Raw genomic sequence first — 24,460 nt, 5'->3', positions numbered from 1 at the left:
CATCACTCACTTTTGCGATTGGACGGGAGTTCATGGGCGGACGGCGCCTCAAGCGGTTGCTGGAGGTCGAGCACCGAGGTCGTGCCGGACTGCTCGAAACGCATCTTCAAGAATGCCGCGTGTTCCTGGATGCTTTGGGTCTTACCGCGCGCGATGTCGTTTTCGATGCGATCGAGCACCTCTGACAGTACGCCGAGCTGATCATCCAACGACTGAACGTTTTGCTCGACCTGGGCACGCGAGCTCGCGCCGGAGAACGATGAGTGCATCCGATCATTCTCGATCGCGTGATTGACGACCGTGGGGAGGTAATCGGTGCCGATCACGTAGAGCATGTGAACGTCGCCGTCGACCTGCTTGCGCGAGCGCAGCTCGGGGAGCATCGCGAGCGAGCGAACACGTCCGAGCAACTGGTTGATGCGCTCATCCACACCCGAATTCGCCCAAAGCGGGCGGCTCTGCAGCCGCCGCATCGTGTTTGACATCGCGGTGACGCTGTCGAGGACGGCGTTCAGCGAATCCTCGACCGTCACCGGCGTCGCGTGCACGATCTCGAGCTTCGAGGGCGCGGTTGGTGCCAAAAGCAGCCCCGCCCCGACGCCGACCGCGGCACCGATACCGACACCGAGAGGCCAGACGATGCCGAGCAGGAAGATGCAGGCCGCCGCGGCCGCAGCGCCGACGACCACGCCAATCCCGATGGACGCCATGGCCCGGTTTGCTTGCGTCACAGGTAGCCTCGGATCTCGCGGAACGCCGCGGCGAGTGAATCTTCGGTTGCGTCGAAGAGGCGGCCGCCGGTGAGCGTCGCGATCGACTCCATCTCACTGCGGTTGGCGTCGCCGAATTGCACGGTGTAGACCGGGATCGACTTGGCCTCGGGATTCTCCGCGACGAAGCCCTCGTACCAGGACTCGAACTCTTCGTACGACATGCCCTCGTTGCTCTGGCCGTCGGTGAAGAGCACGATCGACGAGATCGCATCCTCGCCCGCGCCGGCTACGGCACTCTCGTACGCCTGGGCCAAGGTGGTGTACACCGACGTGCCGCCGCCAGGCTCGAACGTCGAAATGTGCTCGCCAATCGAGGCCATCGCCTCCTCGTAACCCGACTGATCGGCGGGGAGGGCGAACGACTCGTCCGACTTCACGCTGCTCGCAAACTCGAGGAAGGTGATCTGTTCGCGCGGCTGCAGCTTGAGGAAAGCCCCGGTGCCCTGGTTATCGATGCCGGAGAGCACCTGCAGCGCGTCGTCGAGCTGCGTCATGCGGTCACCGGACATCGAGCCGGAGGTGTCGATCGCGAAGACCATGTGCGAGGGCTTCTTGACGTCCGCGATCCACGTCTGCAGCAGCGACTGCACGGTACCGAGCTGGTTCGGGAAGGGCAGCTCGAATACGCTCGCGTCCGTTGCCGGCGGCGTCACGCTCGTGCGGCGGTGCGTGTCATCGGCGATCTTTTGCTGGACGTCGGTGGAGAGCAGGTAGTCCGTCATGAGGTTGAACTGCTCGGTCTTCATTTCGTCCGCACCGCTCAGCAGCGCCAGCGGGTAGTCGCTCGTGATGACGCCATCCGAGGGGATGAGCACCGTGAGCGGCTCACCGTCGACCTCGACGTTCTGCAGCACCGATTCGTAGTTGAAGATTCCGTCCACGACGGTGGGGTCCTCGATGAACTTGTCGAGGAGCCACCCGGAGGAACCGGAGGCGAGCTGCTGGCCCTTCGCGAAGTCCTGCAGGGGAGCGGTGGTCGCAGCGACGTCACCGGGCTCGAGCACGGTGCCGGTGCCGGAAAGCGCGGTCGCGAGCTGCACGAGCGTCGTGAACCCCGAGTTGGAGGAGATCGGGCTCGTCATCCCGTACGTCAGCGTGCCAGCGTTCACGGCGTCGATGATTTCTTGCCACGTCGGCGGGGCATCGGCCGACCAGCCGAGCGAGGATGCGACATCCGCCTTGAGCCCGAGCACGACGGGGGAGCGCATGATCGACTCGCTGGTCGCGATGAGATCCTGGCCCTCCGGGAAGAGCGACAGGTAGCGGTTCGACGGGAACCAGGTCGCGTCCCATTCGCCGTTACTGCCTGCCTCGAGCAGCGCCTCCGTGCCATCGAGCGTGCCGATGTATTCCAGCTCGATCTGCACGCCGGTCTCGCGGGTCATTTCCTCGAGGATGGGCTCCAGGTCGCGGACCTCGGAGCCGGCGAGGATGCGCAGGGGCTCGCCCGAGCCGAAGGCGCCACACCCGGCGAGGGCGAGGGGAAGCGTCAGCGCGAGTGCCAGAACGGCGCTCAGCCGGGCGCCCGTTCGCTTGAACCAGCGGTGGATTGCCTTGATCACGGATTGCCTTCCTCGGTTGCCGCGGGATCGGCATCGGTGGGTTGCTCTTCTTCGGGTACTGCGGGCGGTGCCCCGGAGATGTCGTAGGCCTCACTAATTCGCTTGAGCATCGCATCCTGCACCTCGTAGCTCGGCTCGGACGCGATATTCACGAACTCGGAGGTGCTCGGGTAGCTCGTGAGCTGTTCCTCTTGCAAGAAAGTCTCGAAGGCGGCGGCGTTCTGCCCCTGCGGCCGGAAGCCGTGCTCGGCGAGCAGCGTCGCAAGCTCCGGGTCGGTCTCGAGCAGCTGCATCACGGCCTGGCCCTCTTCGGAGAAGGTCACGCCGGTGTGTACCGAGAAGATCGTCGGCGACGGATACGCGAGCACCATGCCGTCCTGGATGCGCGAGTTTTCCTTGAGCTGCTCCTCGAGGAACTGCCCCTCGTAGATCATGACCATCGGGACGGCACCCATGCCCTGCGACAGGTAGTCGTCGAACGGTGCCGTCGAGCTCGAACCCGAATAGCCCTGCGAGACGAACAGCTTCGTCAGCAGGTCCATGTGCTCCGAGGCCTGGGCTTGCGAGGAGACGACGGAGTTGTTGTTCAAGACGTAGGAGGACAGCGCCAGGTACATCCCGGCCGAGTTGGAGGTGCGGATGTCGGTCGACGTGATGAGGATGCTGCGGGGGGAGTTATAGGAGCCCGCGGCGCCTTCCAGCTGGTTCCAGCGGGTGTCGTCCTCGACCAGCTTGAGATACGCGGCCATGTCGAGCGTCCAGCGGCCTGATGCATCCTTCGAGGCCGCGCCGTTCGTTTCGAGCAGCGTCATGATGGGCTCGAACGTGGCGATCGCGAGGGGCGAGAAGAACGGCTTGTGGGTCGAGACCACCGCGTCGCCGTGCGTGTTCGCGATGTTCTCGGCGGCGATTTCGGATGCGGGGAAGGCGAAGTCGTTCGAGGTCACGCCGTCGAGGGAGGCCATGCGCCAGGAGCCTGACTTGGTGACGCGCACGTCGTACCCGTGGCTTGCGAAGACATCCTGCACCGCTGGGTCTTCGAAGAACTCGGCCTTTTCGGACCCGACGACGCCGTCGACAACCGTGAGGTTGAACTTGGGCGTGCCGCCCCGGCCGATGCCCGTGAGCTGGACGACAAGGACCGCGACTATGCCGAGGGCTAGAAGGCCAATCCCAATAAAATGCGGTGTTCTCAGTTTCACGCGGCTGCCTTCCCAAGCTCTTCAGTGGATTGCAGCAGCGGAAAGTTAACAATTGGCAACGTGTCGGAAACAATCGAGGGCCCCGCGTCTGCGGAGCCCTCGACCGTGTTGCCGCAATTTGCCTAGAACGCCTTGATGCGCTGCTCGACGATCAGGTGGATGAGCGCGAACGTCTCACCGTTCTGGACCGTCTCGAGCGCCTTTTCGACGGCGGCGGGAACGTCGGCATCGTTTTCGACGCGGAAACCGACGCCACCGAAGGACTCGGCGAGTTTCGCGAAGTCGGGATTCTTGAGCTGGGTGCCCGAGATGCGTCCCGGGTAGTCCTTCTCCTGGTGACTGCGGATCGTGCCGTACTCCTGGTTGTCCATCACGATGACGAGCGGAGTTGCGCCGTACTGTGCAGCGGTGGCAAGCTCCTGGCCGTTCATGAGGAACTCGCCGTCACCCGCGATCGTCACCACGACGCGATCCGGGTAGTTGAGGGAGGCAGCGACCGCCGAGGGCACCGAGTACCCCATCGAGCCGTTACGTGCCGAGATCATCGACGCGTACTGGCGGGTGGGGAAGTAGCGGTGCGCCCAGTTGGTGTGCTCGCCGGCGCCAAAGGTGACCATCGCATCCTGGGGCAGGCGCTCGATGAGGTTTGCCATGAGCGTCGCCATCTTCGCCTGGCCTTCGGACGGAGTCGACGACGGCAGCGCCGACCACTCTTCCTGCTGCTTGCGCAGGCCGCTCGTCCACTCGCGCCACGAGTCGCGCACGGGGAGGTCCATGCGAATGAGGTCGCGCACAAAGCTGTGCGGCTTCGCGGTGATCTGGTGTGAGATGGGGCCCGAGCGGCCGCGGAGCGACGGGTCGATCGTGACGATGAAGTTGCGCTGGTTCCAGTTCTGTCGACCGGTGAAGCCCGAGGTAATCACGTCGCCGGGAACCGTGCCGACGAACACGATGAGGTCGGTGTCTTCCATGAGGTCGTTCGAGAACTTCGGGCGACCGTAGCCAATTGGGCCGACGTAGGAGGGGGAGTCAAACGGGACGGTGCCCTCGGTGCGCCACTCGGCGGCGGCGGGGAGCGAGTGCTCCTCGAGCCACTTCGACAGCTCGCGGGCAGCCCCATCAGTCCAGTCGTTACCGCCGGTGATAAACAGCGGTCGCTCCGACTCGAGTAGCGAGTCGCGCAGCGATTTCCAGTCCGTGACCGTCATGCCACCGGTCGCGACCGGAATCTGGGGGTGGACGCGGCCATCCACAATTTCCTTGATGACGTCTTCCGGGAGCCCCACAACGACGGGACCCGGACGGCCGGCCGAGGCCGCGAACATCGCCTCGGCGACGATCTCACTCGCACGGTTCGGGTGGTCGAGGACCATCACGCGCTTCGCGCCGGACTCGAACCACTGCTTCGGATCGAACTCCTGGAAAGCTTCCTTCTCGCGGTGTTCGAATGGGATCAGCCCGACGAAGAGCACCATCGCGGTCGAGTCCTGCCACGCGGTGTGCAGGCCAACGTGGGCGTTCGCGGCACCCGGTCCGCGGGTCACCATCGCGACGCCCGGGACGTCGAGCAGCTTGCCATCCGCCTCGGCCATGTACGCCGCGCCGCCTTCGTGGCGGCAGATGACGGTCTCGATCGACGAGTCGTGCAGACCGTCGAGGACGTCGAGATAGCTTTCGCCAGGAACCACATACACGCGCTTGACCCCGTGGGCCTCGAGCGTCTCAACAATTGCGTGGCCAGCGGACTTGTGCTGGACAGGCTGATTCATCTTTTCGGTGACGACGTCAACCGTCGGAATGACTCCGGTTGCAGGCGATAGCATATTTCAAATATTCCTAGGTACTCCATTGTGGGGACTCGGACATTCTGACACCAATTGTTCGATCTGGTAAATCAATGGCGTTCGATTGTGCCGAAATACAACACTGTGTACCTCGAGATGTGCTATTCGCACTCCGACCGGTCTGGCCAAGCCTCGGAGTTTCGCACCATCTTGCGGTCGGGATCGAGCACGTCGAGCCACGCATCCGTGACGCCGATGAGCTCGTCGACCTGACGATCGGTCAACGGGTCGAATACGAGCTGGCGCACGTTGGTGACGTGCCCCGGGGCGGCGGCGACGAGCGCATCCCAACCCTGCTCGGTAAGCACCACGTCCGTAGCGCGCGCGTCGTGTTCGTTCGGGACGCGCGCCACGTACCCCGCGTTTTCGAGGCCCGAGATCACCCGTGACAGCCGCGGCAGGGTGGTGTTCGTGAGCGTCGCGAGTCGCTTCATCTGCACGCGTCGCTCGGCGGTCTCCGAGATCATCGCGAGGGCGTAGTACTCCGTGTAGGTGAGATCTGAGTCGTGCCGCAGCTGCGAGTCGATCGTCGACGGGAGCAGCTCGAGTACGGCGACCAGGCGCATCCACGCGCCACGTTCTCGATCGCTAAGCCAACGCGCTGATTCCTCTTGCCCCATGCTGATAACTCTAACCAGGTTGGGCCGGTGACCTGGTGACCGGCCCAACCTTCAGCGGGTGCCGCGGGGGGCACTTTCCTGCCTGCGAGTCCTACTTCGTGATTTCGCGGCGACGCGGTTTGCTGCGCAGCTCCTTGCGCTTGATCTTCTTCTCGAGCTTGCGCAGCTGGCGCTCGACATCCGCGACGGTGAGGGATGCGTCGCTCAAGTCGCCGACGAACGTGGCGGGCGCGGGGCCGAACGCGGTCCGTGCCGTTGCGATTACTTCGTTGGCGAGGCCCCGGTTCGCGAACAGACCCATCGCGACACCGATGCCAAGGGGGAGGAGCTTGCCCACGGTGCCGGCGACCTGCTTGCTCGTGTATTGCTTGAGGAAGTCGTTCGCAAGCTTGCCGCCGAGCTCGTTCACGAGCAGCTGTGGCATGGCTTGGGTGACCAGTTCACCCCAGAACTTGCTGCCGACGAGCGAGACCGGTCCGCGCTTGCCGATGAACTCCTGCACGAGCTTCTGGCCGCGCTCGCCCATCATGACCGCCATCACGAGGGTGCGGCTGCGGTCTGGATCCTCGGTGGCGTCGCCGTGGATCTCGGCGAGCGCGAGCGCGTAGAGCGCCGTGAGCTCAAGGAAAGAGACAACCTCGGCCGAGACGATCGCGACGCTGGCCGCGGTGCCCACCCCGGGGATCGCGGCCGCCGCGCCGACACCGCCGCCGGTGCCCATCGCGGTGCGTCGATACCAGTTGTCGGTGGCGCGAATGAGGTCGGCCGGGGCGGCGTGGGGTGCCTTCCGGCGCATCCGACGCACGAAGCTAATTGCGGTCGGGCGCTGGGCAACAAGGATTTTGTCGAGGCTGCGCATGAGGAAATCGCGCGTGGGCGCGCCGTCGACGAACGCGTCCTCGCCCTGATTCAGCATTGCTCGCTGCTCGGCTGCGAGCGCCTTTGCGGCCTCTTCGCGGAGCTGTTCTGCGGTCAGGGGAGTTGCTTTGATCTTCATGGTGTTCACCTCCAGAGCTGCGCCGCGGATTGGCTTGGTCAATCACACAGCTAGTCGCGATATATCGCGTCTATACGGACACACTCGTGCGCAGCACGAAAGAAAGCATGCCAGCGAAAACTGGAAATTCGAAGCACCGTTCGCGATTAGCTACCAGATCGTGACGAGACTGGGGGCGGATTTGTTATCGAGATCTGGGAATACCTAGCGCCACCGACACTTTCTGCCGCTGGCCCTAGCCCTGGACGCACGTTGTGATTACGACGAGCGACCGGGGCTTCCGGTGTCTTTAGTGGCCTCGTCCATGAGCGGCAGGAGTCGGTTTCTCGCGAGGTCACGCAGCACGATGGATGTGGACGTGCGCGAGACGGCCTCGAGGCGCGCGATCTTGTCAATCACGCGCTGCAGATCCGAATTCGAGCGCGCCACGATGCGCAGCAGGATGTCCCACGGACCCGCCATCGTCGAGAAGTCGATGACTTCGGGGACAGCGAGCAAATCGTCATGCAGTCCACCGTGTCCGATGCGCTGATCAATTTGTAACATCGTCATGGCCTGTACCGGAAAGCCCATCGGGTCCGGTGCGAGCTTCGGCACGATGTCGATGAGGATGCCCTTCTCGCGCATCCGATTGAGGCGAGCCTGGATCGTTGGCCTGGCAACGCCGAGTTCACGCGCCGCGGACAGCACGCTGACGCCGGGTTGTTCGGTGAAAAGCTCAATGATCGAATAGTCGAGTCGGTCCATGATCGTAGTACTCCGTTGTACTTCATTTTGGCAACAGTGTTGTAAGAATGTACAACCCGCTACGAGTATGGGGCAACATTCTGATAGTTTTGGTTGTCAATCTCATCGTTGAGAAGTAAGTCATTCTGACAAAGGAGTCCCAATGAAACGCACTTCGAAGTTCCTCGGCGGTCTTGCGCTGGTCGCGGCGGCGTCGCTGACCCTTGCCGGCTGTGCCGGTGGCGGATCGCCCGCTTCGACGGATGCCGAAACCGGCGGTGCCGGAACTGGCGAGAGCTACAAGATCGGCATCTCGCAGCTCGTGCAGCACCCGGCGCTCGACGCCGCGGCGGCGGGTTTCCAGCAAGCGTTCACCGACGCGGGTCTCGATGTCGAGTTCGACGTGCAGAACGCGAACGGCGAGCAGGCCACTGCCGTGACGATCGCGAACACCTTCGCGTCGGACGCTGACATGGACCTCGTCCTCGCGATTGCGACGCCAGCTGCGCAGGCAGCCGCGCAGGCAATCACCGACAAGCCGGTCCTGTTTACGGCAGTCACCGACCCCGTTTCCGCAGAGCTCGTCGCTTCGAATGAGGAACCGGGCGGCAACGTCACCGGTACGAACGACATGAACCCGGTCGCCGACCAGATCAAGCTCATCCAGGAGATCGTGCCAGATGTCGCCAGCATCGGCGTCGTCTACTCCTCGGGCGAGGTGAACTCGCAGATCCAGGTCGACATCGCGAAGGAAACCGCAGCCGAACTCGGTATCGACGTCAAGGAAGCGACGATCACCGCGGTCAACGAGATCCCGACGGCACTGCAGTCGCTCGGCGACGTCGACGCGATCTATGTCCCCACCGACAACATGGTCGTCTCGGGCTTCGAGACAGTCGTCCAGCACGCCGAGCAAAACAAGATTGCACTCTTCGCGGGTGACACCGCGACCGTTGAGCGCGGCGCAATCGGCACCCTCGGCCTCAACTACGAAAAGCTCGGTCAGCAGACCGGTGAGATGGCGGTCAAGATCCTGACTGAAGGCGCAGATCCCGCCACCATGCCGGTCGAGTCGCAGACGGAATTCGAACTCTTTGTCTCGCCCTCCGCGGCAGAGGCACAGGGCGTCGAGCTGCCGCAGGCGGTCCTCGACCGCGCGGACACCGTCATCGAGTAATTGACCTGATGCTCGGCGCCCGGAGGCAGAGACCCTGAACCCCGGGCGCCGACTCACGTCAGAAAGGAATATCGTCATGATTGGCGCATTTGAGCTCGGCATCATCTATGCCGTCGTCGCACTCGGCGTGTACCTCACGTTCCGCGTGCTCAATTTCCCGGACCTCACGGTGGACGGTAGCTTCACGACCGGTGGTGCTACGGGAGCAACCCTCATCACCCTGGGCCTGGACCCGATCACCTCGACCCTCATCGCCTTCCTCGCCGGCGCCGTTGCCGGCTCGATCACGGGTCTTCTCCATACGAAGGGCAAGATCGACGGACTCCTCGCCGGAATCCTCACCATGATCGGGCTCTGGTCGGTCAACCTGCGGCTGATGGGGCTGTCGACCTTCGACGCGGAGTCGGGTACGGGCATCAGCCCGGGCCTTGCCAACGTGTCGCTGCTGCGCTCGGACACGGTCTTCACACCGCTGCGCGAAGCCGGGATGCTCGGCACCTGGTTTGGTCCGCTGCTGCTCTTCATCGGCGTATTCGTCCTCAAGCTCATCATCGACTGGTTCCTCGCGACCGACCGCGGCCTCGCGCTGCAGGCCACGGGTAACAACGAGCAGATGATTCGCTCTCTCGGCGCGAACACCGATAACCAGAAGATCCTCGGCCTCGCGCTCTCGAACGGTCTCGTCGCCGCGGGCGGCTCGCTCGTGGCCCAGTACCAGGGCTTTGCGGACATCTCGATGGGTGTTGGTTTGATCCTCATCGGCCTCGCATCCGTCATCATCGGTCAGGCGTTCTTCGGCAACAACCGCGTCTGGCTCGCAACGCTCGGCGTCATCGTTGGCGCGCTGCTCTACCGTCTCATCATCTTCGTTGCCCTGACCTACGGTGGCCTCAACCCGAACGACATGAAGCTCATCACCGCGATCATCGTGATCGTCGCGCTCTTGCTGCCGCGATTCGGGCTCGGCGGGCGCCTTTCCGGGTTATTCCGCACCGCGAGCGGCTCGGGTACGAAGCCGCCGACCCCGGATGCCGAGTTGGTAGCACCAGCTGCCGCCGCATCCACCGCCCCTGCCAGTGAGGGAGGCCAGCGCTAATGCTTGAGCTCAAAGACGTTTCAAAGACCTTCTTCCCGGGCACGGTGAACGAGCGCAAGGCACTCGTTGACCTCAGTCTCCGGCTCGAACAGGGCGACTTCGTCACCGTGATCGGGTCGAACGGCGCGGGCAAGTCGACCATGCTGAACGCCATCACCGGTCGGATGAAGATTGATTCCGGCGAGATCTGGATCGACAACACCGACGTCAAGCGGATGCCCGACTACAAGCGGGCTCGCTACTACGGCCGCGTGTTCCAGGACCCGATGGCAGGCACGGCCCCCGACCTGACGATCGAGCAGAACCTGGCACTTGCCCTGCAGCGGGGCAAGTCGCGTGGGCTCAACCTCGGCCTCAATGCCAAGCGTCGCGCGTTCTTCAAGGAGCAGCTCGAGCAGCTCGGGCTCGGACTCGAGAACCGCCTGCCGGCGCGCGTCGGCCTGCTTTCCGGCGGTCAGCGGCAGGCACTGTCGCTGCTGATGGCCGCGTTCACGAAGCCCAGCATCCTGCTACTCGACGAGCACACCGCCGCGCTTGACCCGCAGCGTGCGGCGCACGTCACGCAGCTGACCGAGCGGATCGTCAGCGAGTCTGGCCTCACCACGCTGATGGTGACACACAACATGGAGCAGGCGATTGCGCTCGGTAACCGCCTGATCATGATGCACGAGGGCCAGATCATCCATCAGCTCGAGGCAGAGGAGAAGCAGAAGGCGACGGTCAAGGACCTCCTGGGCCGCTTCGCCGATATCAAGGGGGCGGTGCTCTCAGATAAGCAGATGCTGGGCTAACGTCGAGGCTGCAAAAATCAGTTCGGGCCGGTGACTCCGTTGCGGAGTCACCGGCCCGAATTGTGGGTGCTGGTCGTGGGTATTTGCCGTGGTTATTTGCGGAGAGCCAGTGACCGCACCCGGGAGTCAGCTACTTGTTGTTCTCGTCGTATTCGTCGGCGTCGTCGTCGGGGTCGAGGTCCTCTTCCGAGTGGCGGTCCTCACGGCCGTCAGCCTCCGACTCCTCCTCGTCCTCGTCCTCGTCCTCGTCGTAATCCTCGAAGTCGTCTTCGTCGCTTTCGAGCTCGTCGATCCACTCATCGATGAGGTCTTCTGCGTCGTCCTCGTCGACGGCCACTTCTACGTCCGCGGAACCGCCGCCCCAGATTCGTGCCGAAACCTTGATGCCATCGGCATCGACGGCACCATCGTGGACCCGCTCTTCAAACTGTTGAGCGATCTCAATTGCCTCGTCTTCATTGTTTGCCTCAACGACCAAACCACTCGTGACTTCATAGCGCATGAGTACGGCATATTTCGCCATGACAGCATCCTCTCGATTGCGACGCCCCGTGCACCGCTCGACACTGACGCTAGCGCGCAAAACCACTGGTCACAAGCACCCGGGCGTGGCCAGTCTTCTTGCGTATCCTTGCCGCATGTCAGATGCCTTCGCTTGCGCCATTATTCAGTTCGCACCGAGCCTCGAGCGGGCCGAGAATCTCGCGACCTTGCGTGGCCACGTGGCCACCGCATCCGCCCGTGGAGCGCGCCTTGCCGTCGCGCCCGAGTACGCCGCCGCGTTCGCGAAAGACCAGGGCGAATGGATGCACGAGTACGCCGAGCCGCTCGACGGGCCGTTTCTGCAAGGTGTCAAAGAAATCGCCCAGGAATTCGACATCGCGATCATCGCGAGCCTGCTCGAGCGAGGGGAATCGGGGAAGCCGTACAACACGGTAGTTGCGGTTTCCGCGACGGGGGAGTTGCTTGGCAGCTACCGCAAGGTACACCTTTATGACGCCTTCGGCGGGGGAGAGAGCGACTGGTTACATGCAGGGGACCCGTCGGCCGCGCCCGTCGTGGTCGAGGTCGAAGGGTTCCGAGTCGGCCTCCAGACGTGCTACGACCTGCGATTCCCGGAGTCGAGTCGCCGCCTGGTCGACGCCGGAGCGGAGATCCTCGCGATTCCCGCCGAGTGGGTCCGCGGGCCGCTCAAGGAGTTCCACTGGACCACGCTGCTGCAGGCGCGCGCGATCGAAAACACGGCCTATGTCATCGGCGCGGACCAGGCGCCGCCCGTGGCAGTGGGGCGATCTGCGATCCTCGACCCGCGGGGCATCGCGGTTGCCGGACTCGGCAGTGAGGAGGGCGTGGCCGTGGCGTGGATCGAACGGCAGACGTTGGAATCGGTGCGCGCTCAAAACCCCGCGCTGAAGCTTCGCCGGTATGGTGACGCGCAAGTCATCCCTCGGGTGGACTGAGTTCATCGGCTTGGCAGCGAGCAAAGCTGCCAGAGCTTGCTAGCGTTTACGGAATGAGTACTGAGGCTGAATCGCAGCAAGTGGATGCGGCTGACCCCGCAGCCACTGAAGTCGCGGCGAAGGACGACATCGAGGCGACGACGGATGACGTCGCGCTGCGGCTTGACGGCCTCACGAAGAGGTTCGGGCGAACCACCGCGGTGAAGGACATCACGTACACCGTCGAACGCGGCTCGTTTTCGGGCATTGTCGGCCCGAACGGTGCGGGCAAGACCACGACACTCTCGATGATCTCCGGTCTGCTGCCGCCATCGTCAGGCAGCGTCGAGGTGCTCGGTGATGACGTGTGGCGCGACCGCCAGGGCGCGCAAAAGCGGATCGGCACGCTACCCGACCGACTGCGGATGTTCGAGCAGCTCACGGGCGCGCAGTACCTCTCGTACGTGGGTTCGATTCGCGGGCTCTCGAAGTCCGAGGTGCTGGAGCGTACCGAGAACCTGGTCGACGCCTTCGACCTTCGCGACAACGTCAACCGTCTCGTCGTGGACTACTCGTCTGGCCTGCGTAAGAAGCTCGGCCTGGCCGCGACGCTCATCCACAACCCTGAGCTGCTCGTGCTCGACGAGCCGCTCGATGCCATCGACCCGGTCTCGGCGGGCACGATCGTCGAGGTGCTCGAGACCTTCACGAGTCGCGGCGGCACCGTGCTGCTGTCGAGCCACTCGATGGATTTCGTGCAGCGAGTCTGCGATCACATTGCGGTCATCGTCGACGGGGAACTCATCGCCGAGGGCGACCTCGATGAGGTTCGTGGCGAGCTGACGCTTGAGGAACGCTTCCGTCGCATCGTGCGCGGCCCGGAGGAATCGGAGGGGTTGGATTGGCTGGACATCTCGTTTCGCTGAGCTGGCGGAGCGTCGCGCAGTCGTTCACCCCGCGGGGTCAGGTTCGCGGTAGCGCCTGGTTTGGCGTCTACGCCATCGCGTTCGGGCTCCTAGTGGTGGCGATCACGACCCAGCTGGCATCGGGATCCGCGGATGCGGGTGGACAGCTAATTCGTGGCGCGCTCGTCACTGCCATTGGCATCGGCTGCTTCGCGGTTGGAGCGATTACGCACGCGGCCGACCCGCTCGATGAACGGGCAGTGGTATTCGCGGGGAAGTCGCCGACCGCGGCCGCGTTGGGCACGCTGTTTTCGAGCTTCTTGACGCCTGCGCCGCTGGCACTGCTTGGGCTCGCCGCGCTCGTCGTATTGCTCGCCATGCCCGGCAGCGCGCCGTGGGAGATGGTGGTCGCCGCGCTGCTCATCGCACTGACGTGGGTGCTTCTCGCCCGGCTCGGCGTTCGTTCGGGGCGTGGTTTGAGCGGTCGACGCTGGGGGCGCGAGGTTGGCCGGCTCGCGGGTTACTTGGTGCTGCTGGTCGCGGCGCCGCTTACGTACGCCGTACTCTTTCTCCCGTGGCGCGAAGCCGTGGAAGTCGGCGGCGACGCCGCGACCAAGGCTATGGAATGGTTTCCGCCCGCCAGCATGCTTCTGCTCGGTAATGGCGGCGGATCGGTCCTCCCGATTCTCGGGACCGTCGGGCTCATCCTCGCGCTGCTCATCCTGGAGCTCGGCCTGGGGAGGTATTCCGCGCGACGCGCGATGCGCGATGTCACGCCCGGCGGCAGCACCCGCCTTGGCTTGTTCAAGAACTCGGCCGGTAACGCGACACGCGCCGTCGGCACCCGCATCGGGCTCGCGTGGTTGCGCGATGGCCGCTATGGCGTGCTGCTGTCAACCGTAATCTTGCTTCCCGTGCTGATGGTGATCCCGATCGCGCTCGGCGGACTCTCGCTCACGTGGCTGACCGTTTTGCCGCTGCCTATCTTCGCGTTCCTACTGGGCTGGGCGATGCACAATGACACGGCTTACGACTCGACGGCACTCTGGCTACACGTCACGAGCGGGATGCGCGGGATCGTCGACCGGTTCGGGCGGGCGCTCCCCACACTCACCCTCGGCATCATCGTGGTGCTGCTCGGCGGTCTGGTCACGATGTGGTTCGCCGACAGCGGCATCGCCGGAGTGGCAACGGCCGGCGTCGCCCTCGGGCTCCTCGGTGCGGCGGTTGGCGGCTCGGCGATCATGTCGGCGTGGCGTCCATACCCCGTGGCGCGTCCGGGCGATTCACCCTTCTCGCAGCCGATCCGCAGCTGGGGCGACGCCCTCGTGATGCATCCCCTCGCCGGTGTCATCGAGATCGCGCTCTGTTCGCACGTCATCTGGTTGGCGATCGTCGCGATTCGGGATGCGCACTGGGGTTTCGCGTGGGCGACGCTGAGTATCGGCGTGGCCACAGGACTGCTGCTGTGCCTGATCGGAATGCAGATCGGCGGTCGTGTGTTCGGCAAGCGCAGCTGGAAGCTGCTGGAGTTCGCCCAGAGCTACTAGCGCGGGCTACTGACGTTCGGCTTGGTCTCGTAGAATTGGCGGTATGGCTCCTCAGAACCCCGACTTTTCTCCTGGCAGTGACAACCCCGCAGGTGGCACCGACGTACTCGATCGCGAGCTCGAAAAGCTGCTGGAAGACGAACAAATCGATGAGGGCGATCACGATAAGTTCGCCCACTACGTTCGCAAAGAGAAGATCACGGAGTCGGCGATCACCGGTAAGCCCGTTCGCGCGCTTTGCGGCAAGAAGTGGCTGCCGAACTCGAACCCGGATCGCTTCCCGATCTGCCCCGACTGCAAGCGAATCTACGATCGGATGCGCGGTTAGGTCGTGAGCGACCGGCCAGCGGGGGAGAACCAGCAACAAGAAATTATCCGCGCCGCTGACTTCACGCGAGCATCGAATGAGTATCTCCGCAAGGAGTTCCCCGACGCCGATGAATCGCTCATGCAATCGGGGCTGCTGGTCCTTCGTTTGGCAACAGCATTTCAGCAGGATTCTGAGCGCACGGTTCATCGGCCATTGGACCTGCGCTGGACCGGTTTTTCGACGGTGTTCGCGTTGTCGATCTTCGGGCAGCTCGAGGCGCGCTCACTTGCCCGCATTATTGGCGTCAGTAGACAGGCAGTGTCGCTCGTCATCACGACGCTTGAGCGTGACGGTTTCATCACTCGTGAACAGGGTGATGACCGCCGCACCTTCGTGATCCAGCTGACGGAGCGAGGCCGCGAAGTCGCGAGGGAAGCGCTCGAGGGCCAGATTGGCATTGCAAAGGACTGGTTCGGTGGGCTGGAGCCAGAGGAATTGGCCCAGCTCACGCATCTTCTCGAGAGAGTACTGACGACTCGTTCGTCGTCGAATTAGCTCGCCCCGTGGTCGCGGACGCGTGAGGTGTAACGGCACCGTCTGCACGACTGCCACCCCTTGCGGTCAGAGTCCGTGCTGTGTGGTGGGCGAATGCTCGGGCGAAGAATGTGCTTGCCGCGCGCCCGTCCTCCTGTTAGTTTTGTCGTGTTAGCTAGAGATCTAGCTAGATTTCTTGAGAAAGAACAAGGAAGTTCAAGTGGGGGACTGGGCTGGTCTCGCATCCCCTCCATCCTTATCCAGGCAGCGTTGCTTCGACCGGAGGTACCAACCAAAATGTCCGCCCAATTGCAGGTAGAGGACGTGCGCGCGACAACCGAGCGTGCATCCACCGAAACTAAGCGCGACCGTCGCCGCGCCTTTCTCGCGAGTTATCTTGGCACCGTCGTGGAGTACTACGACTTCATCCTTTACGGCGCAGCAGCCGGTCTCGTATTTCCCTATCTATTCTTTGCGGACCTCGACCCCGTTATTGGCACCGTGCTCTCTTACACGATTCTGTTGAGCGGATACATCGCCAGGCCTATTGGTGGGCTGGTCTGCGGTCACCTCGGGGATAAATTCGGGCGCAAGAACATCCTCGTCGTCACGATGTTCGTGATGGGCGCAGCCTCGGTGCTGATGGGCCTATTGCCGACGTACGCGATGATCGGTGCAGCTGCGCCAGTCGTGCTGACGCTCCTGCGCATCATCCAGGGACTCGCCGTTGGAGGCGAGTGGGCGGGTGCAACGCTGATGGCAGCGGAGCATGCGGGCGAAAAGAATCGCGGCTTTGGTGCCGCTATCACGTTGTCGGGTTCCCCGACGGGAAGCCTGCTCAGTACGATCGTGTTCGCGCTCGTTTCGGGTCTGCCCGAGGACGCATTCATGAGTTGGGGATGGCGTCTGCCGTTCATCCTGTCGGCTGCACTCGTGATCATCGGCATCTACCTGCGGTCGCGCGTGAGCGAATCGCCTGAGTTCGAGGCTGCTCGCGCTTTCGGTCGCGTGCACTCCGGAGTGCCGCTGATGCGCATCCTTCGTCGCTACTCTGGCACGTCCGTACTGCTGATCCTTTCGGGACTCGCGCCGCTGTTCCTGAACGGTGTGATGGTCGTCTTCATGGTTCCCTACCTCGTTGGCCAGGGGTACTTCTCGCAACAGACCGCGCTCCTGCTCCTTTCGGTCTCGACGTTCCTGCAGATCTTCACGACGCTAGGGTTCGGTGCCCTCTCCGATAAGCTCGGCCGTTCTCGCGCGATGATGCTCGGAGCGCTTGCGTATGTTGTGCTCGCATTCCCCGCCTTCATGCTCCTGTCCAGTGGTTCCGTTCCTGTTACGATCCTCGGGTTCATCCTCGCGAACGGCGTGCTCCAGGCGGCACTGCTGTCACCCCTCGGGGCGTTCCTTGCCGACCACTTTGCCACTGAGGATCGCTACACCGGAATGTCGCTCACGTTCCAGATCTCGTCAATCCTGGGCGCGGGGGTCGCGCCGCTTCTCGCCACGTGGCTCGTCGGCCTGGACAACGGCTGGGGTATCTACAACGTCGCCGCCTACGTCGTGGTGCTCGCCGTCGTGAGCCTCGGCGCCGTCCTCCTGCTGCGATTGACTGGCAAGAAGCGCGCCGTGCAGGAGGTCACTAGGTAGTTCCTCCGCGGCGGACTAAATAGCCGAGTGCGACCCGTTCGGGTCGCACTCGGCTATTCGCGATCATTCCGGGATGCGGTGCGGTCGTGGACGGTGCAGCAGCATCTTTTGTAGGAGCGTCACCATTTGCTCGGCCTCATCCCGGGTGAGCGCCTCTCCCCAGGCCTCCTCGCGGTCGCGATTTTCCTGGTACATCACCTGCAGGATCGATTCGCCCTCTTCGGTCAGCGTCACGATCTGGCGGCGACCATCATCAGGGTCTGGAGTCCTCGTGACGAGATTCTTCTTCGTCATCGTGTTCAAGAGACTCGACATGGATGCGGTTGAGACTCCGGCAATCCGAGCGAGAGATTTAGGATGCATTGGCCCGACCGACTTGAGCGTGTAGAGCAGCTGATACGCCGCCCAGCTCAGCTCCGCCGTGTTGTAAACGGCGACTTCAAAGTCGCGAACGATCCGGTTTGACGTGCGCATCAGATTGAAAATCAGACTCGTCAACACGAGGTCGGCCTGACCGTCAGACATTTCCAGGGCGGCGGACTTCGCTAGCTCTTCGTACTCGCCCGGTGTGATGCGTCGGGTATTGAGTACTTTCGGTTGGTTACTGGGCATGGCCTAATTCTCTCTCTGAGTGACTCCGAGTTCGCCATTGAGTGCTTTGCCGGGCACGCGTCGGTGCGTGGCTCGGCGGAGTCGTGGGTTGATGAGCATCCGTCTCAATGCTATGTTGTAAGAACTCTAGCTAGAAATCTAGATAGATTTGATCCGCCCTGGGAACAACGCAGTTTTGAAAGGGAAAAAGATGCTCGAAATTTCGAATCTCGCCGTGACATACGGCGGGACTCTGCCGGCACTGAAGGATGTGAGCATCCGCGTGCCGGAAAAGGGAGCAGTGTCGCTACTGGGGAGTAACGGCGCGGGGAAGACGACGTTGCTGCGTTCAGTGTCGAACAATCTCAAGCGACACAGCGGCAAGATCGTTGGCGGTGAGATCAAGTTCGACGGCGACATCCTGAACAAGCGCGACACACCCTCCATCGTGGGGATGGGCGTGGTGCAGGTGCCCGAAGGGCGTCGCATCTTTGGTCGTCTTACCGTGGAGGAAAACCTTCGCCTCGGCGGCCTGCGGCAGAGCCGCAAATCGATCGAACAGACTCGTGAACACGTCTACGATCTATTCCCGCGACTGAAAGAGCGCGCGAATCAGCGCGGCCTCCTCATGTCCGGCGGCGAGCAGCAGATGCTCGCGATTGGTCGCGCACTGATGGCGAAGCCCAAGCTCCTCATGCTTGACGAACCGTCGCTCGGCCTCGCGCCGATCATCGTCGAGCAGGTCGGCGACGTGATCAAGAAGATCAATGCCGAAGGCACCGCGATTTTGCTCATCGAGCAGAACGCGAACATGGCGCTCGGCGTTACCGATTACGCCTACGTCTTGGAAGGTGGACGCGTCTCGCTCGAGGGTGAGACAGAAGATCTTCGTCAGACCGATGAGATCAAGCACCTCTACCTCGGCCACGGCGGGGGAGATGCGGCCGTCGACACGACCGCGATCAACGCCGTTGCCGATAAGAAGCTTTCGCCGTGGAAGGGAGCACGATGAGTGCACTACTCGAACTCGAAGGAGTCGAAGTTCGCTTTGGCGCGGTCAAGGCACTCGATGGAGTTACCTTCTCGGTACAGCCCGGCACGATCCACTCGGTGATTGGGCCGAACGGCGCGGGAAAGTCCACGCTGCTCAACGTCCTCTCCGGCGTATACCGCACCAAAGCGGGGCGCGTGGAGTTTGAGGGCAAAGACATTACGCGCATGCGTGCAGATCGGATTACCCGACTCGGCGTCGGCCGTGCGTTCCAGAACATCGCGCTCTCGGGTGACCAAACGGTCCAAGAGAACTTGATGCTCGGACGCCATGCGCTGATGAAGTCCGGATTCGTGGCCAACGGCCTTCGCCTCCCATCGGCGGTTCGCGAGGAACGCGTGCACCTCGAGCGCGTGCACGAGATTGCGGATTTCTTGGACCTCGAGCCGTTTCTGGAGAGCCCGGTCGGCGAGCTGTCCTATGGCGGACAGAAGCGAGTCGAGATCGCCCGAGCACTCGCGATGGAGCCGAAGCTCTTACTTCTCGACGAGCCAGTCGCGGGTATGAACGCCAACGAGAAGCGTTATGTTTCGTCGCTTCTCAAGGTCGTGCTCGAATCCCTCGATGTCACGATCCTCCTCGTGGAGCACGACATGGAGATGGTGATGTCGATCTCGGACCAGATCACGGTTCTCGACTTTGGTCGAAGCATCGCCGACGGTGTCCCGAAGGACATCCAGGAAGACCCCGCAGTCATTGGTGCGTACCTCGGCACCCCGGCCACAAAGGAGACGCCGTGATTGACGTTCTCATCGCAGGATTGTCGCTAGGCGCGGTGTACTCACTTGTCGCGCTCGGCTTCGTGATCATCTACAAGACGTCGGAAGTGCTCAACTTCGCGCATGGCTCATTCGTCGTCGCCGGTGCCTACGTGACGGCGCGAACGTCGGAGGTGCTCGGCTTTTTCGGCGCCGTCGTGGCCGGCATTCTGGCCGCGGCGCTGCTCGCAGTGATCGTCGAGCGCGTGCTCGTCCGCCCGATCCGCGACGCTTCGGTGATCTCTCTGACGATCATGACGATCGGACTTGAGGTGATCCTCAACACCGAGCTCGTACGCCAAATCGGCGTGGATATCTTGCCACTCGGCCAGCCGTGGGGCTCCGCATCCGTTGAGATTCTCGGCTCGCCCATCCCGATCAACCGCCTGATCGCAATCGTCACCGCGGTTGTCATCGTCGTCGTGTTCCTCCTCGCGTTCCGGTACTCCGCGTGGGGCGTCTCGATGCGCGCGGCCGCGGAAGACCGCGAGACCGCCGAGCTGCTCGGCATGAAGCTCGGCAAGATTTCCATCACCTCGTGGGCGATCGCGGGTGCTCTTGCCGCGATCGCGGGAATCTTCCTCACCGGAGCTCCAACGCCGGGGCTCGCGCCAACGCTCGCCGCAGTGGCGATGCGTGCGTTCCCGGCCGCAATCGTCGGCGGCCTTGACTCGGTGGCAGGTGCCCTTGTCGGCGGAATGATCATCGGCGTGACGGAGGCGTTCGCCACTGGCTACCAAGCCCAGCTCGAGTTCCTCGGACGAGGCATCGGCGACGTCATCCCGTTCATCGTGCTGATCATCGTCCTCATCATCCGTCCGCAAGGACTCTTCGGGCGTAAGGAGATTTCTCGTGCCTGACATTCTGCGAAAGAAGCGCACTCGTTCGGACTATCTCAAGGCCGGCGCACTCATCGTCGGCGCGATCATCCTGCTCATCCTGCCGCTCTATATCAGCGCGTATTGGTTGCAGCTTGGCTTCCTCGTCAGCTCACTCGCGATTGGCGCGATCGGGCTCAACATCCTTACCGGCACGGCGGGCCAGCTGTCGATGGCGCACCCGTTCTTCATGGGACTCGGCGCGCTGTCCTATGTCGTGCTCGCCGGTGAATCTGGCGAGACCTCGCTTGGGCCAATAATCGGACTGGGCTGGCCGCCGCTGCTCGCAATGATCGGAGCGGTGATTATCGCCGGAATCGCCGGCCTCGCGTTCTCGCCGCTATCTGCTCGACTCAGCGGAATCTACCTGGCTGTGGCAAGCCTCGCACTCGTGTTCATCGGTGTGCACGTGCTGAACACCGCGAGCGCGTTATCCGGTGGCTTCAATGGTCGCGCGGCCCCAACCTTTGAACTATTCGGAATCGTGTTCGGCGCCAGTGAGAATCCGATCGTGGTCGCCGGTGTGCCGTTCGGTAAGGCCGAACTCCAGTGGTATCTCGGTCTCGTAGTCCTGGCGATCGGTATCTGGTTCGCCAAGAACCTGCTGAACTCGCGAACCGGTCGTGCGCTGAAACTCATTAACGGGTCGCCGCTGACCGCATCCGTCGTCGGTGTCGAGGTCATGGATCACAAGGGGAAGGTGTTCTTCCTGTCCTCGATCTATGCCGGTATGGGCGGTGTCCTGTACGCGCTCGCCATCGGGAGCATCGCACCACAGTCGTTCGACATGTCGCTGTCGCTGGAGTTCTTCGCGATGATCGTCATCGGCGGTCTCGGCTCAGTTGGCGGTGCCGTCGTCGGTGCGGCATTCGTCGTGGCGCTCCCGCAAGTGCTCCAGGCGAACTCTTCCTCGCTTGAGTTCGTGACGCAGTTCGGGATCACGACCGCGCACCTGTCCAACTACATCTATGGTGCCGCGATCATCCTCGTGCTCATCTTCAAACCCACTGGGCTCGCCGGACTCTGGCACGACCTGGGCAGATGGCTCAAACGACGATTCCGCCCGGACGATGACGACAGCCCCGATCTCACGACCAAGAGCGTGGTAGCCGTCGCCAAATAGCGGCGAAATCCGCGCATTCGAAATTGATCCCTACTAATCCCAATACCGTTCAGTTAGGGTTACAGCGGTGTAGTTTGGTGGTATGCCAAGAGCTGGGTGGAAGAAGTCGGAGTCCGAACGTCGGTTGTCGGATTTGGTGTCGGTCGGTGTGCTGACGCGGGTGTTCCCGCCCGGCGTGGTCGATGACGTGATCGCCGAGACAGGTCGTACCGAGCAACGTCATCGCTCGCTACCGGCGCGGGTGATGGCGTATTTCTCCATCGGAATGGCGCTGTACTCGGAGGGGTCGTACGAGGACATCTGGTCGCAATTGACCGATGGCCTGTCCTGGGCCTCTGGCTGGACCGAAACCTACACACCACCGAGCAAGTCTGCGATCTTCCAAGCTCGGGCCCGGTTGGGGTTCGAACCGTTGGCTGCGCTGTTCGAGCGAGTCGCGAACCCGATCGGTGACGCGAGCACGCCGGGTGTCTGGTTGGCGGGCCGTCGGCTGGTCGCGATCGATGGAATGTGCCTCGATGTTGCCGACACTGCGGTGAACCACGCGCACTTCGGTCGACCTGCGACCAGCAAGGGCGAGCAGTCCGCGTTCCCCCAAGCCCGGGTCGTGGCGTTGGCGGAGTGTGGCACCCACGCCATCTTCGCTGCTGAGATCGGCCCCTACCGCGAATCCGAAGCGACCCTCGCTGCGCGGCTTGTGCCGAAGCTGCAACGGGGGATGGTGCTCACCGCCGACCGCGGGTTCTTCTCCTACGCCCTGTGGCGGAAGGCTACCGCGACCGGCGCGGACTTGTTGTGGCGGATCCGCACCGACAAGAGCGCACCGAAGCCGGTCCACGTCGCGGATCTACCCGACGGGTCGTGGCTGGCTGACCTGCGCCAGACGCACTCGGCCGCAGCCCGGCGGGCCGAGCCGATGCGCGTGCGCGTGATCGACTACACGATCGATGACGGCCGCGAACATCCCGAGCGATACCGTCTGTTCACAACCCTGCTTGATCCGGATGAGGTGTCTGCCACGCAGCTGGCCGCCGGTTATTCCCAGCGGTGGGAGATCGAGCTGGCCTTCGACGAGCTCAAGACCCACCAACGAGGGCCGCGTACGGTGCTGCGTTCCAAGTCTCCGGATCTGGTGTTGCAGGAGATCTGGGGACACTTGTGCTGCCACTTCGCGATCCGGTCCTTGATGGGCGAGGCTGCCGCCCATCAAGGGCATGATCCGGACCGGGTGAGTTTTGTTGCTGCGTTGCGGATCACTCGTCAAACCCTCGCCCATCCGGGCGCTTTTTTCCCCTGACCAGCATGACCGCGACGGTCCCGGCTGGCTCGGGTTCCTTCGCCGGCTCCTTGCGCGGCTCAATCCCGTGCGTCGACGCCGTTCTGCTCCCCGGGTGGTGAAACGGAAGTACGTGAAGTGGCACGTCAAACGTGCCGAGCACGCCGACTGGCCCCAGCCTGCTAAGCAGACGACGATCAGCGTCAGTCGCTGCTAACTGAACGGTATTGCTACTAATCCCAAACACAATTCCCTTCACGATGGAGTGACAATGAACAAGAAACTAATTCGCCGGGCCGGTGCAGTCCTCGGGGCTGCCGCACTCGTAGCGACTATGTCGGCATGCAGCACCAAGGCTGACGGCGGCAGCGCAGAAGCCGGTGACGTTCTCACCGGGGCCGGAATCTCGGGTGACACGATCACCCTTGGTCTCCTCGGTGACCTGACGGGACCCTTCGCGGCGCTGACCACGGAAATGAACAACGGCAGCATTCTTTACTGGAACGAAGCCAACGCCGCGGGCGGTGTCTGCGGCACCTACCAGGTGGCCTTCGACACGAAGGACCACGGGTACAACGTCCAGAATTCGGTATCCATGTACAACCAAATGACTCCGAACGTGCTCGCCTACCAGGCACTCGTCGGTGGCTCGCAGACCGCCGCCGTGCTCGACCAGGCAGAGGCCGACCACCGACTCATCGTGCCGAGCTCGGCAACCGAGCACCTTGCGCAGTCCGACGTCATCCTGACTCCGGCAATGCTGTACAACCTCGACGCGGAGCTGGTGCTTGAGTACATGCTGGAGCAGGGCACCATCGCTGAAGGCGACACGATCGGCATGGTCTACCTCGAGGGTGACTACGGCGAATCCGCGCACGTCGGCGTCCAGGCATTTGCCGAACGTCACGACATTACGCTCGTCGATTCTCTGGTTAAGCCCACCGACTCGGACATGACTTCCGCCGTGAACAACGCGGTCTCGCAGGGCGCCACTGCGTTCTTTATCGCTTCGGTTCCGGCGCACACTAGCTCGGTCGCGACTGTGCTCGAGGCTGCGGGTGAGGACGTTGCAATGGCTGGCTCGTGGCCCTCGTACACCGCCTCGCTCATGAACAACACCGGCGGCCAGTACCTGCAGGATCACTTCACCGCCGGCTCGATGGCGACCACGTTCGACCTTCCTGCCGGTGAGCCAATTATCACGGCGTACGAGGCGGAATTCGGGTCGACGCCTGAGACGAACCAGGTACCGATGGGCTACGGCACCGCGGCCATGATGCACCAGATTCTCGATCGCGCCTGCGAGCTGGGTGACCTGACGCCCGAGGGTGTCGTGGCAGCCAAGAACGACCTCGGCACGCTGACCTCGGACGGCGTCATGCCCGACATGGACTACACCGAGCTCGGCAAGTCGCCCACGGTGGAGGAATTCATCATCAAGCTCGATTCGGAGGCCCCGGGCGGTATTGCCTCGCGTGAGGACGGCCCGTATTCGAACCCGGCCGTAACGAACGACTAAGTAATAACTATTCACCTGCGATCAGCGCCGTGATTCCATACTCGACAGTGTGGAATCATGGCGCTGATCTGCACGTGACACTCGAAGG

The 24,460-nt window shown here is 63.0% G+C and carries 24 protein-coding genes; 15 read left to right on the top strand and 9 right to left on the bottom strand.

Going from position 1 to position 24,460, the window contains the following annotated elements; all coding sequences use genetic code 11:
* Window positions 1-2: 2 nt before the first annotated feature.
* The 7 genes from GMOLON4_RS06265 to GMOLON4_RS06235 all read right to left on the bottom strand — a co-directional run bounded on the left by GMOLON4_RS06265 (window position 3) and on the right by GMOLON4_RS06235 (window position 7,745).
* Entirely contained in the window at window positions 3-731 is a 729-nt protein-coding gene (locus GMOLON4_RS06265; RefSeq protein ID WP_146137424.1) for a YtxH domain-containing protein, read from the bottom strand.
* The gene (locus tag GMOLON4_RS06260; protein ID WP_051266300.1) at window positions 728-2,335 is read right to left on the bottom strand and encodes a VWA domain-containing protein; all 1,608 of its coding nucleotides are present in this window, start codon (window positions 2,333-2,335) and stop codon (window positions 728-730) included. The genes GMOLON4_RS06265 and GMOLON4_RS06260 overlap by 4 nt, the downstream gene beginning before the upstream one ends.
* A complete protein-coding gene (locus GMOLON4_RS06255; protein ID WP_051266293.1) occupies window positions 2,332-3,537 on the bottom strand; it encodes a hypothetical protein in 1,206 nt (401 codons plus the stop codon). The genes GMOLON4_RS06260 and GMOLON4_RS06255 overlap by 4 nt, the downstream gene beginning before the upstream one ends.
* A gap of 122 nt (window positions 3,538-3,659) precedes the next feature.
* A complete protein-coding gene (locus GMOLON4_RS06250) occupies window positions 3,660-5,306 on the bottom strand; it encodes a thiamine pyrophosphate-dependent enzyme (RefSeq protein WP_026936125.1) in 1,647 nt (548 codons plus the stop codon).
* A 176-nt stretch (window positions 5,307-5,482) separates the two neighbouring features.
* Entirely contained in the window at window positions 5,483-6,001 is a 519-nt protein-coding gene (locus GMOLON4_RS06245; RefSeq protein WP_035731993.1) for a MarR family winged helix-turn-helix transcriptional regulator, read from the bottom strand.
* A gap of 91 nt (window positions 6,002-6,092) precedes the next feature.
* Window positions 6,093-6,998, bottom strand: a complete 906-nt coding sequence (locus GMOLON4_RS06240; RefSeq protein WP_051266289.1) for a hypothetical protein — start codon at window positions 6,996-6,998, stop codon at window positions 6,093-6,095.
* Between the two features lie 258 nt (window positions 6,999-7,256).
* Window positions 7,257-7,745 (bottom strand): Lrp/AsnC family transcriptional regulator, encoded by a 489-nt coding sequence (locus GMOLON4_RS06235; RefSeq protein ID WP_035731990.1) that lies wholly within the window; start codon window positions 7,743-7,745, stop codon window positions 7,257-7,259.
* Window positions 7,746-7,887: 142 nt separating this feature from the next.
* Here GMOLON4_RS06235 and GMOLON4_RS06230 point away from each other — a divergent pair, with 142 nt between their 5' ends.
* The 3 genes from GMOLON4_RS06230 (at window position 7,888) to GMOLON4_RS06220 (ending at window position 10,788) form a co-directional block, all read left to right on the top strand.
* On the top strand, window positions 7,888-8,901 hold the full coding sequence (locus GMOLON4_RS06230) for an ABC transporter substrate-binding protein (protein WP_026936122.1): 1,014 nt from the start codon (window positions 7,888-7,890) through the stop codon (window positions 8,899-8,901).
* Between the two features lie 76 nt (window positions 8,902-8,977).
* Complete coding sequence (locus tag GMOLON4_RS06225; protein WP_026936121.1) at window positions 8,978-9,997, top strand: ABC transporter permease; 1,020 nt, start codon at window positions 8,978-8,980, stop codon at window positions 9,995-9,997.
* Window positions 9,997-10,788, top strand: coding sequence for an ABC transporter ATP-binding protein (locus GMOLON4_RS06220; protein WP_026936120.1), 792 nt, complete (start codon window positions 9,997-9,999; stop codon window positions 10,786-10,788). Before GMOLON4_RS06225 ends, GMOLON4_RS06220 begins: the two co-directional genes overlap by 1 nt.
* Window positions 10,789-10,918: 130 nt before the next feature.
* Here the strand turns inward: GMOLON4_RS06220 and GMOLON4_RS06215 are convergent, their stop codons facing one another.
* Window positions 10,919-11,311 (bottom strand): hypothetical protein, encoded by a 393-nt coding sequence (locus GMOLON4_RS06215; RefSeq protein ID WP_026936119.1) that lies wholly within the window; start codon window positions 11,309-11,311, stop codon window positions 10,919-10,921.
* A 115-nt stretch (window positions 11,312-11,426) separates the two neighbouring features.
* Here GMOLON4_RS06215 and GMOLON4_RS06210 point away from each other — a divergent pair, with 115 nt between their 5' ends.
* The 6 genes from GMOLON4_RS06210 to GMOLON4_RS06185 all read left to right on the top strand — a co-directional run bounded on the left by GMOLON4_RS06210 (window position 11,427) and on the right by GMOLON4_RS06185 (window position 17,176).
* On the top strand, window positions 11,427-12,248 hold the full coding sequence (locus GMOLON4_RS06210; RefSeq protein ID WP_026936118.1) for a carbon-nitrogen hydrolase family protein: 822 nt from the start codon (window positions 11,427-11,429) through the stop codon (window positions 12,246-12,248).
* Window positions 12,249-12,301: 53 nt separating this feature from the next.
* Window positions 12,302-13,153 carry an ABC transporter ATP-binding protein gene (locus GMOLON4_RS06205; RefSeq protein WP_084147339.1) on the top strand — a complete coding sequence of 284 codons (852 nt, stop codon included), beginning with the start codon at window positions 12,302-12,304 and terminating at the stop codon, window positions 13,151-13,153.
* Window positions 13,129-14,682: a hypothetical protein gene (locus GMOLON4_RS06200; RefSeq protein ID WP_026936117.1), complete on the top strand. Its 1,554-nt coding sequence runs from the start codon at window positions 13,129-13,131 to the stop codon at window positions 14,680-14,682. The genes GMOLON4_RS06205 and GMOLON4_RS06200 overlap by 25 nt, the downstream gene beginning before the upstream one ends.
* 43 nt (window positions 14,683-14,725) lie before the next feature.
* Window positions 14,726-15,010 (top strand): DUF3039 domain-containing protein, encoded by a 285-nt coding sequence (locus GMOLON4_RS06195; RefSeq protein ID WP_026936116.1) that lies wholly within the window; start codon window positions 14,726-14,728, stop codon window positions 15,008-15,010.
* 3 nt (window positions 15,011-15,013) lie between these two features.
* Window positions 15,014-15,547 carry a MarR family winged helix-turn-helix transcriptional regulator gene (locus GMOLON4_RS06190; protein ID WP_051266286.1) on the top strand — a complete coding sequence of 178 codons (534 nt, stop codon included), beginning with the start codon at window positions 15,014-15,016 and terminating at the stop codon, window positions 15,545-15,547.
* A gap of 276 nt (window positions 15,548-15,823) precedes the next feature.
* A complete protein-coding gene (locus GMOLON4_RS06185; protein WP_051266283.1) occupies window positions 15,824-17,176 on the top strand; it encodes an MFS transporter in 1,353 nt (450 codons plus the stop codon).
* 63 nt (window positions 17,177-17,239) lie between these two features.
* On the opposite strand, the gene GMOLON4_RS06180 is transcribed toward GMOLON4_RS06185, so the two are convergent.
* The gene (locus GMOLON4_RS06180) at window positions 17,240-17,788 is read right to left on the bottom strand and encodes a MarR family winged helix-turn-helix transcriptional regulator (protein WP_084147338.1); all 549 of its coding nucleotides are present in this window, start codon (window positions 17,786-17,788) and stop codon (window positions 17,240-17,242) included.
* A 190-nt stretch (window positions 17,789-17,978) separates the two neighbouring features.
* Between GMOLON4_RS06180 and GMOLON4_RS06175 the strand changes: the two genes are divergently transcribed.
* The 6 genes from GMOLON4_RS06175 to GMOLON4_RS06150 all read left to right on the top strand — a co-directional run bounded on the left by GMOLON4_RS06175 (window position 17,979) and on the right by GMOLON4_RS06150 (window position 24,372).
* Entirely contained in the window at window positions 17,979-18,779 is an 801-nt protein-coding gene (locus GMOLON4_RS06175) for an ABC transporter ATP-binding protein (protein WP_051266280.1), read from the top strand.
* Entirely contained in the window at window positions 18,776-19,558 is a 783-nt protein-coding gene (locus GMOLON4_RS06170; RefSeq protein ID WP_051266277.1) for an ABC transporter ATP-binding protein, read from the top strand. The genes GMOLON4_RS06175 and GMOLON4_RS06170 overlap by 4 nt, the downstream gene beginning before the upstream one ends.
* Entirely contained in the window at window positions 19,555-20,436 is an 882-nt protein-coding gene (locus GMOLON4_RS06165; RefSeq protein ID WP_026936111.1) for a branched-chain amino acid ABC transporter permease, read from the top strand. Before GMOLON4_RS06170 ends, GMOLON4_RS06165 begins: the two co-directional genes overlap by 4 nt.
* Window positions 20,429-21,577: a branched-chain amino acid ABC transporter permease gene (locus GMOLON4_RS06160; protein WP_051266274.1), complete on the top strand. Its 1,149-nt coding sequence runs from the start codon at window positions 20,429-20,431 to the stop codon at window positions 21,575-21,577. Before GMOLON4_RS06165 ends, GMOLON4_RS06160 begins: the two co-directional genes overlap by 8 nt.
* An 82-nt stretch (window positions 21,578-21,659) precedes the next feature.
* On the top strand, window positions 21,660-22,874 hold the full coding sequence (locus GMOLON4_RS06155; RefSeq protein ID WP_026937887.1) for an IS4 family transposase: 1,215 nt from the start codon (window positions 21,660-21,662) through the stop codon (window positions 22,872-22,874).
* A gap of 250 nt (window positions 22,875-23,124) precedes the next feature.
* Window positions 23,125-24,372, top strand: a complete 1,248-nt coding sequence (locus tag GMOLON4_RS06150; RefSeq protein WP_026937685.1) for an ABC transporter substrate-binding protein — start codon at window positions 23,125-23,127, stop codon at window positions 24,370-24,372.
* The last annotated feature ends 88 nt before the right edge of the window (window positions 24,373-24,460 follow it).

The organism is Gulosibacter molinativorax (assembly GCF_003010915.2).
GTDB classification, from domain to species: Bacteria; Actinomycetota; Actinomycetes; order Actinomycetales; family Microbacteriaceae; genus Gulosibacter; species Gulosibacter molinativorax.
This window is presented reverse-complemented; position numbering and strand designations above follow the sequence as displayed.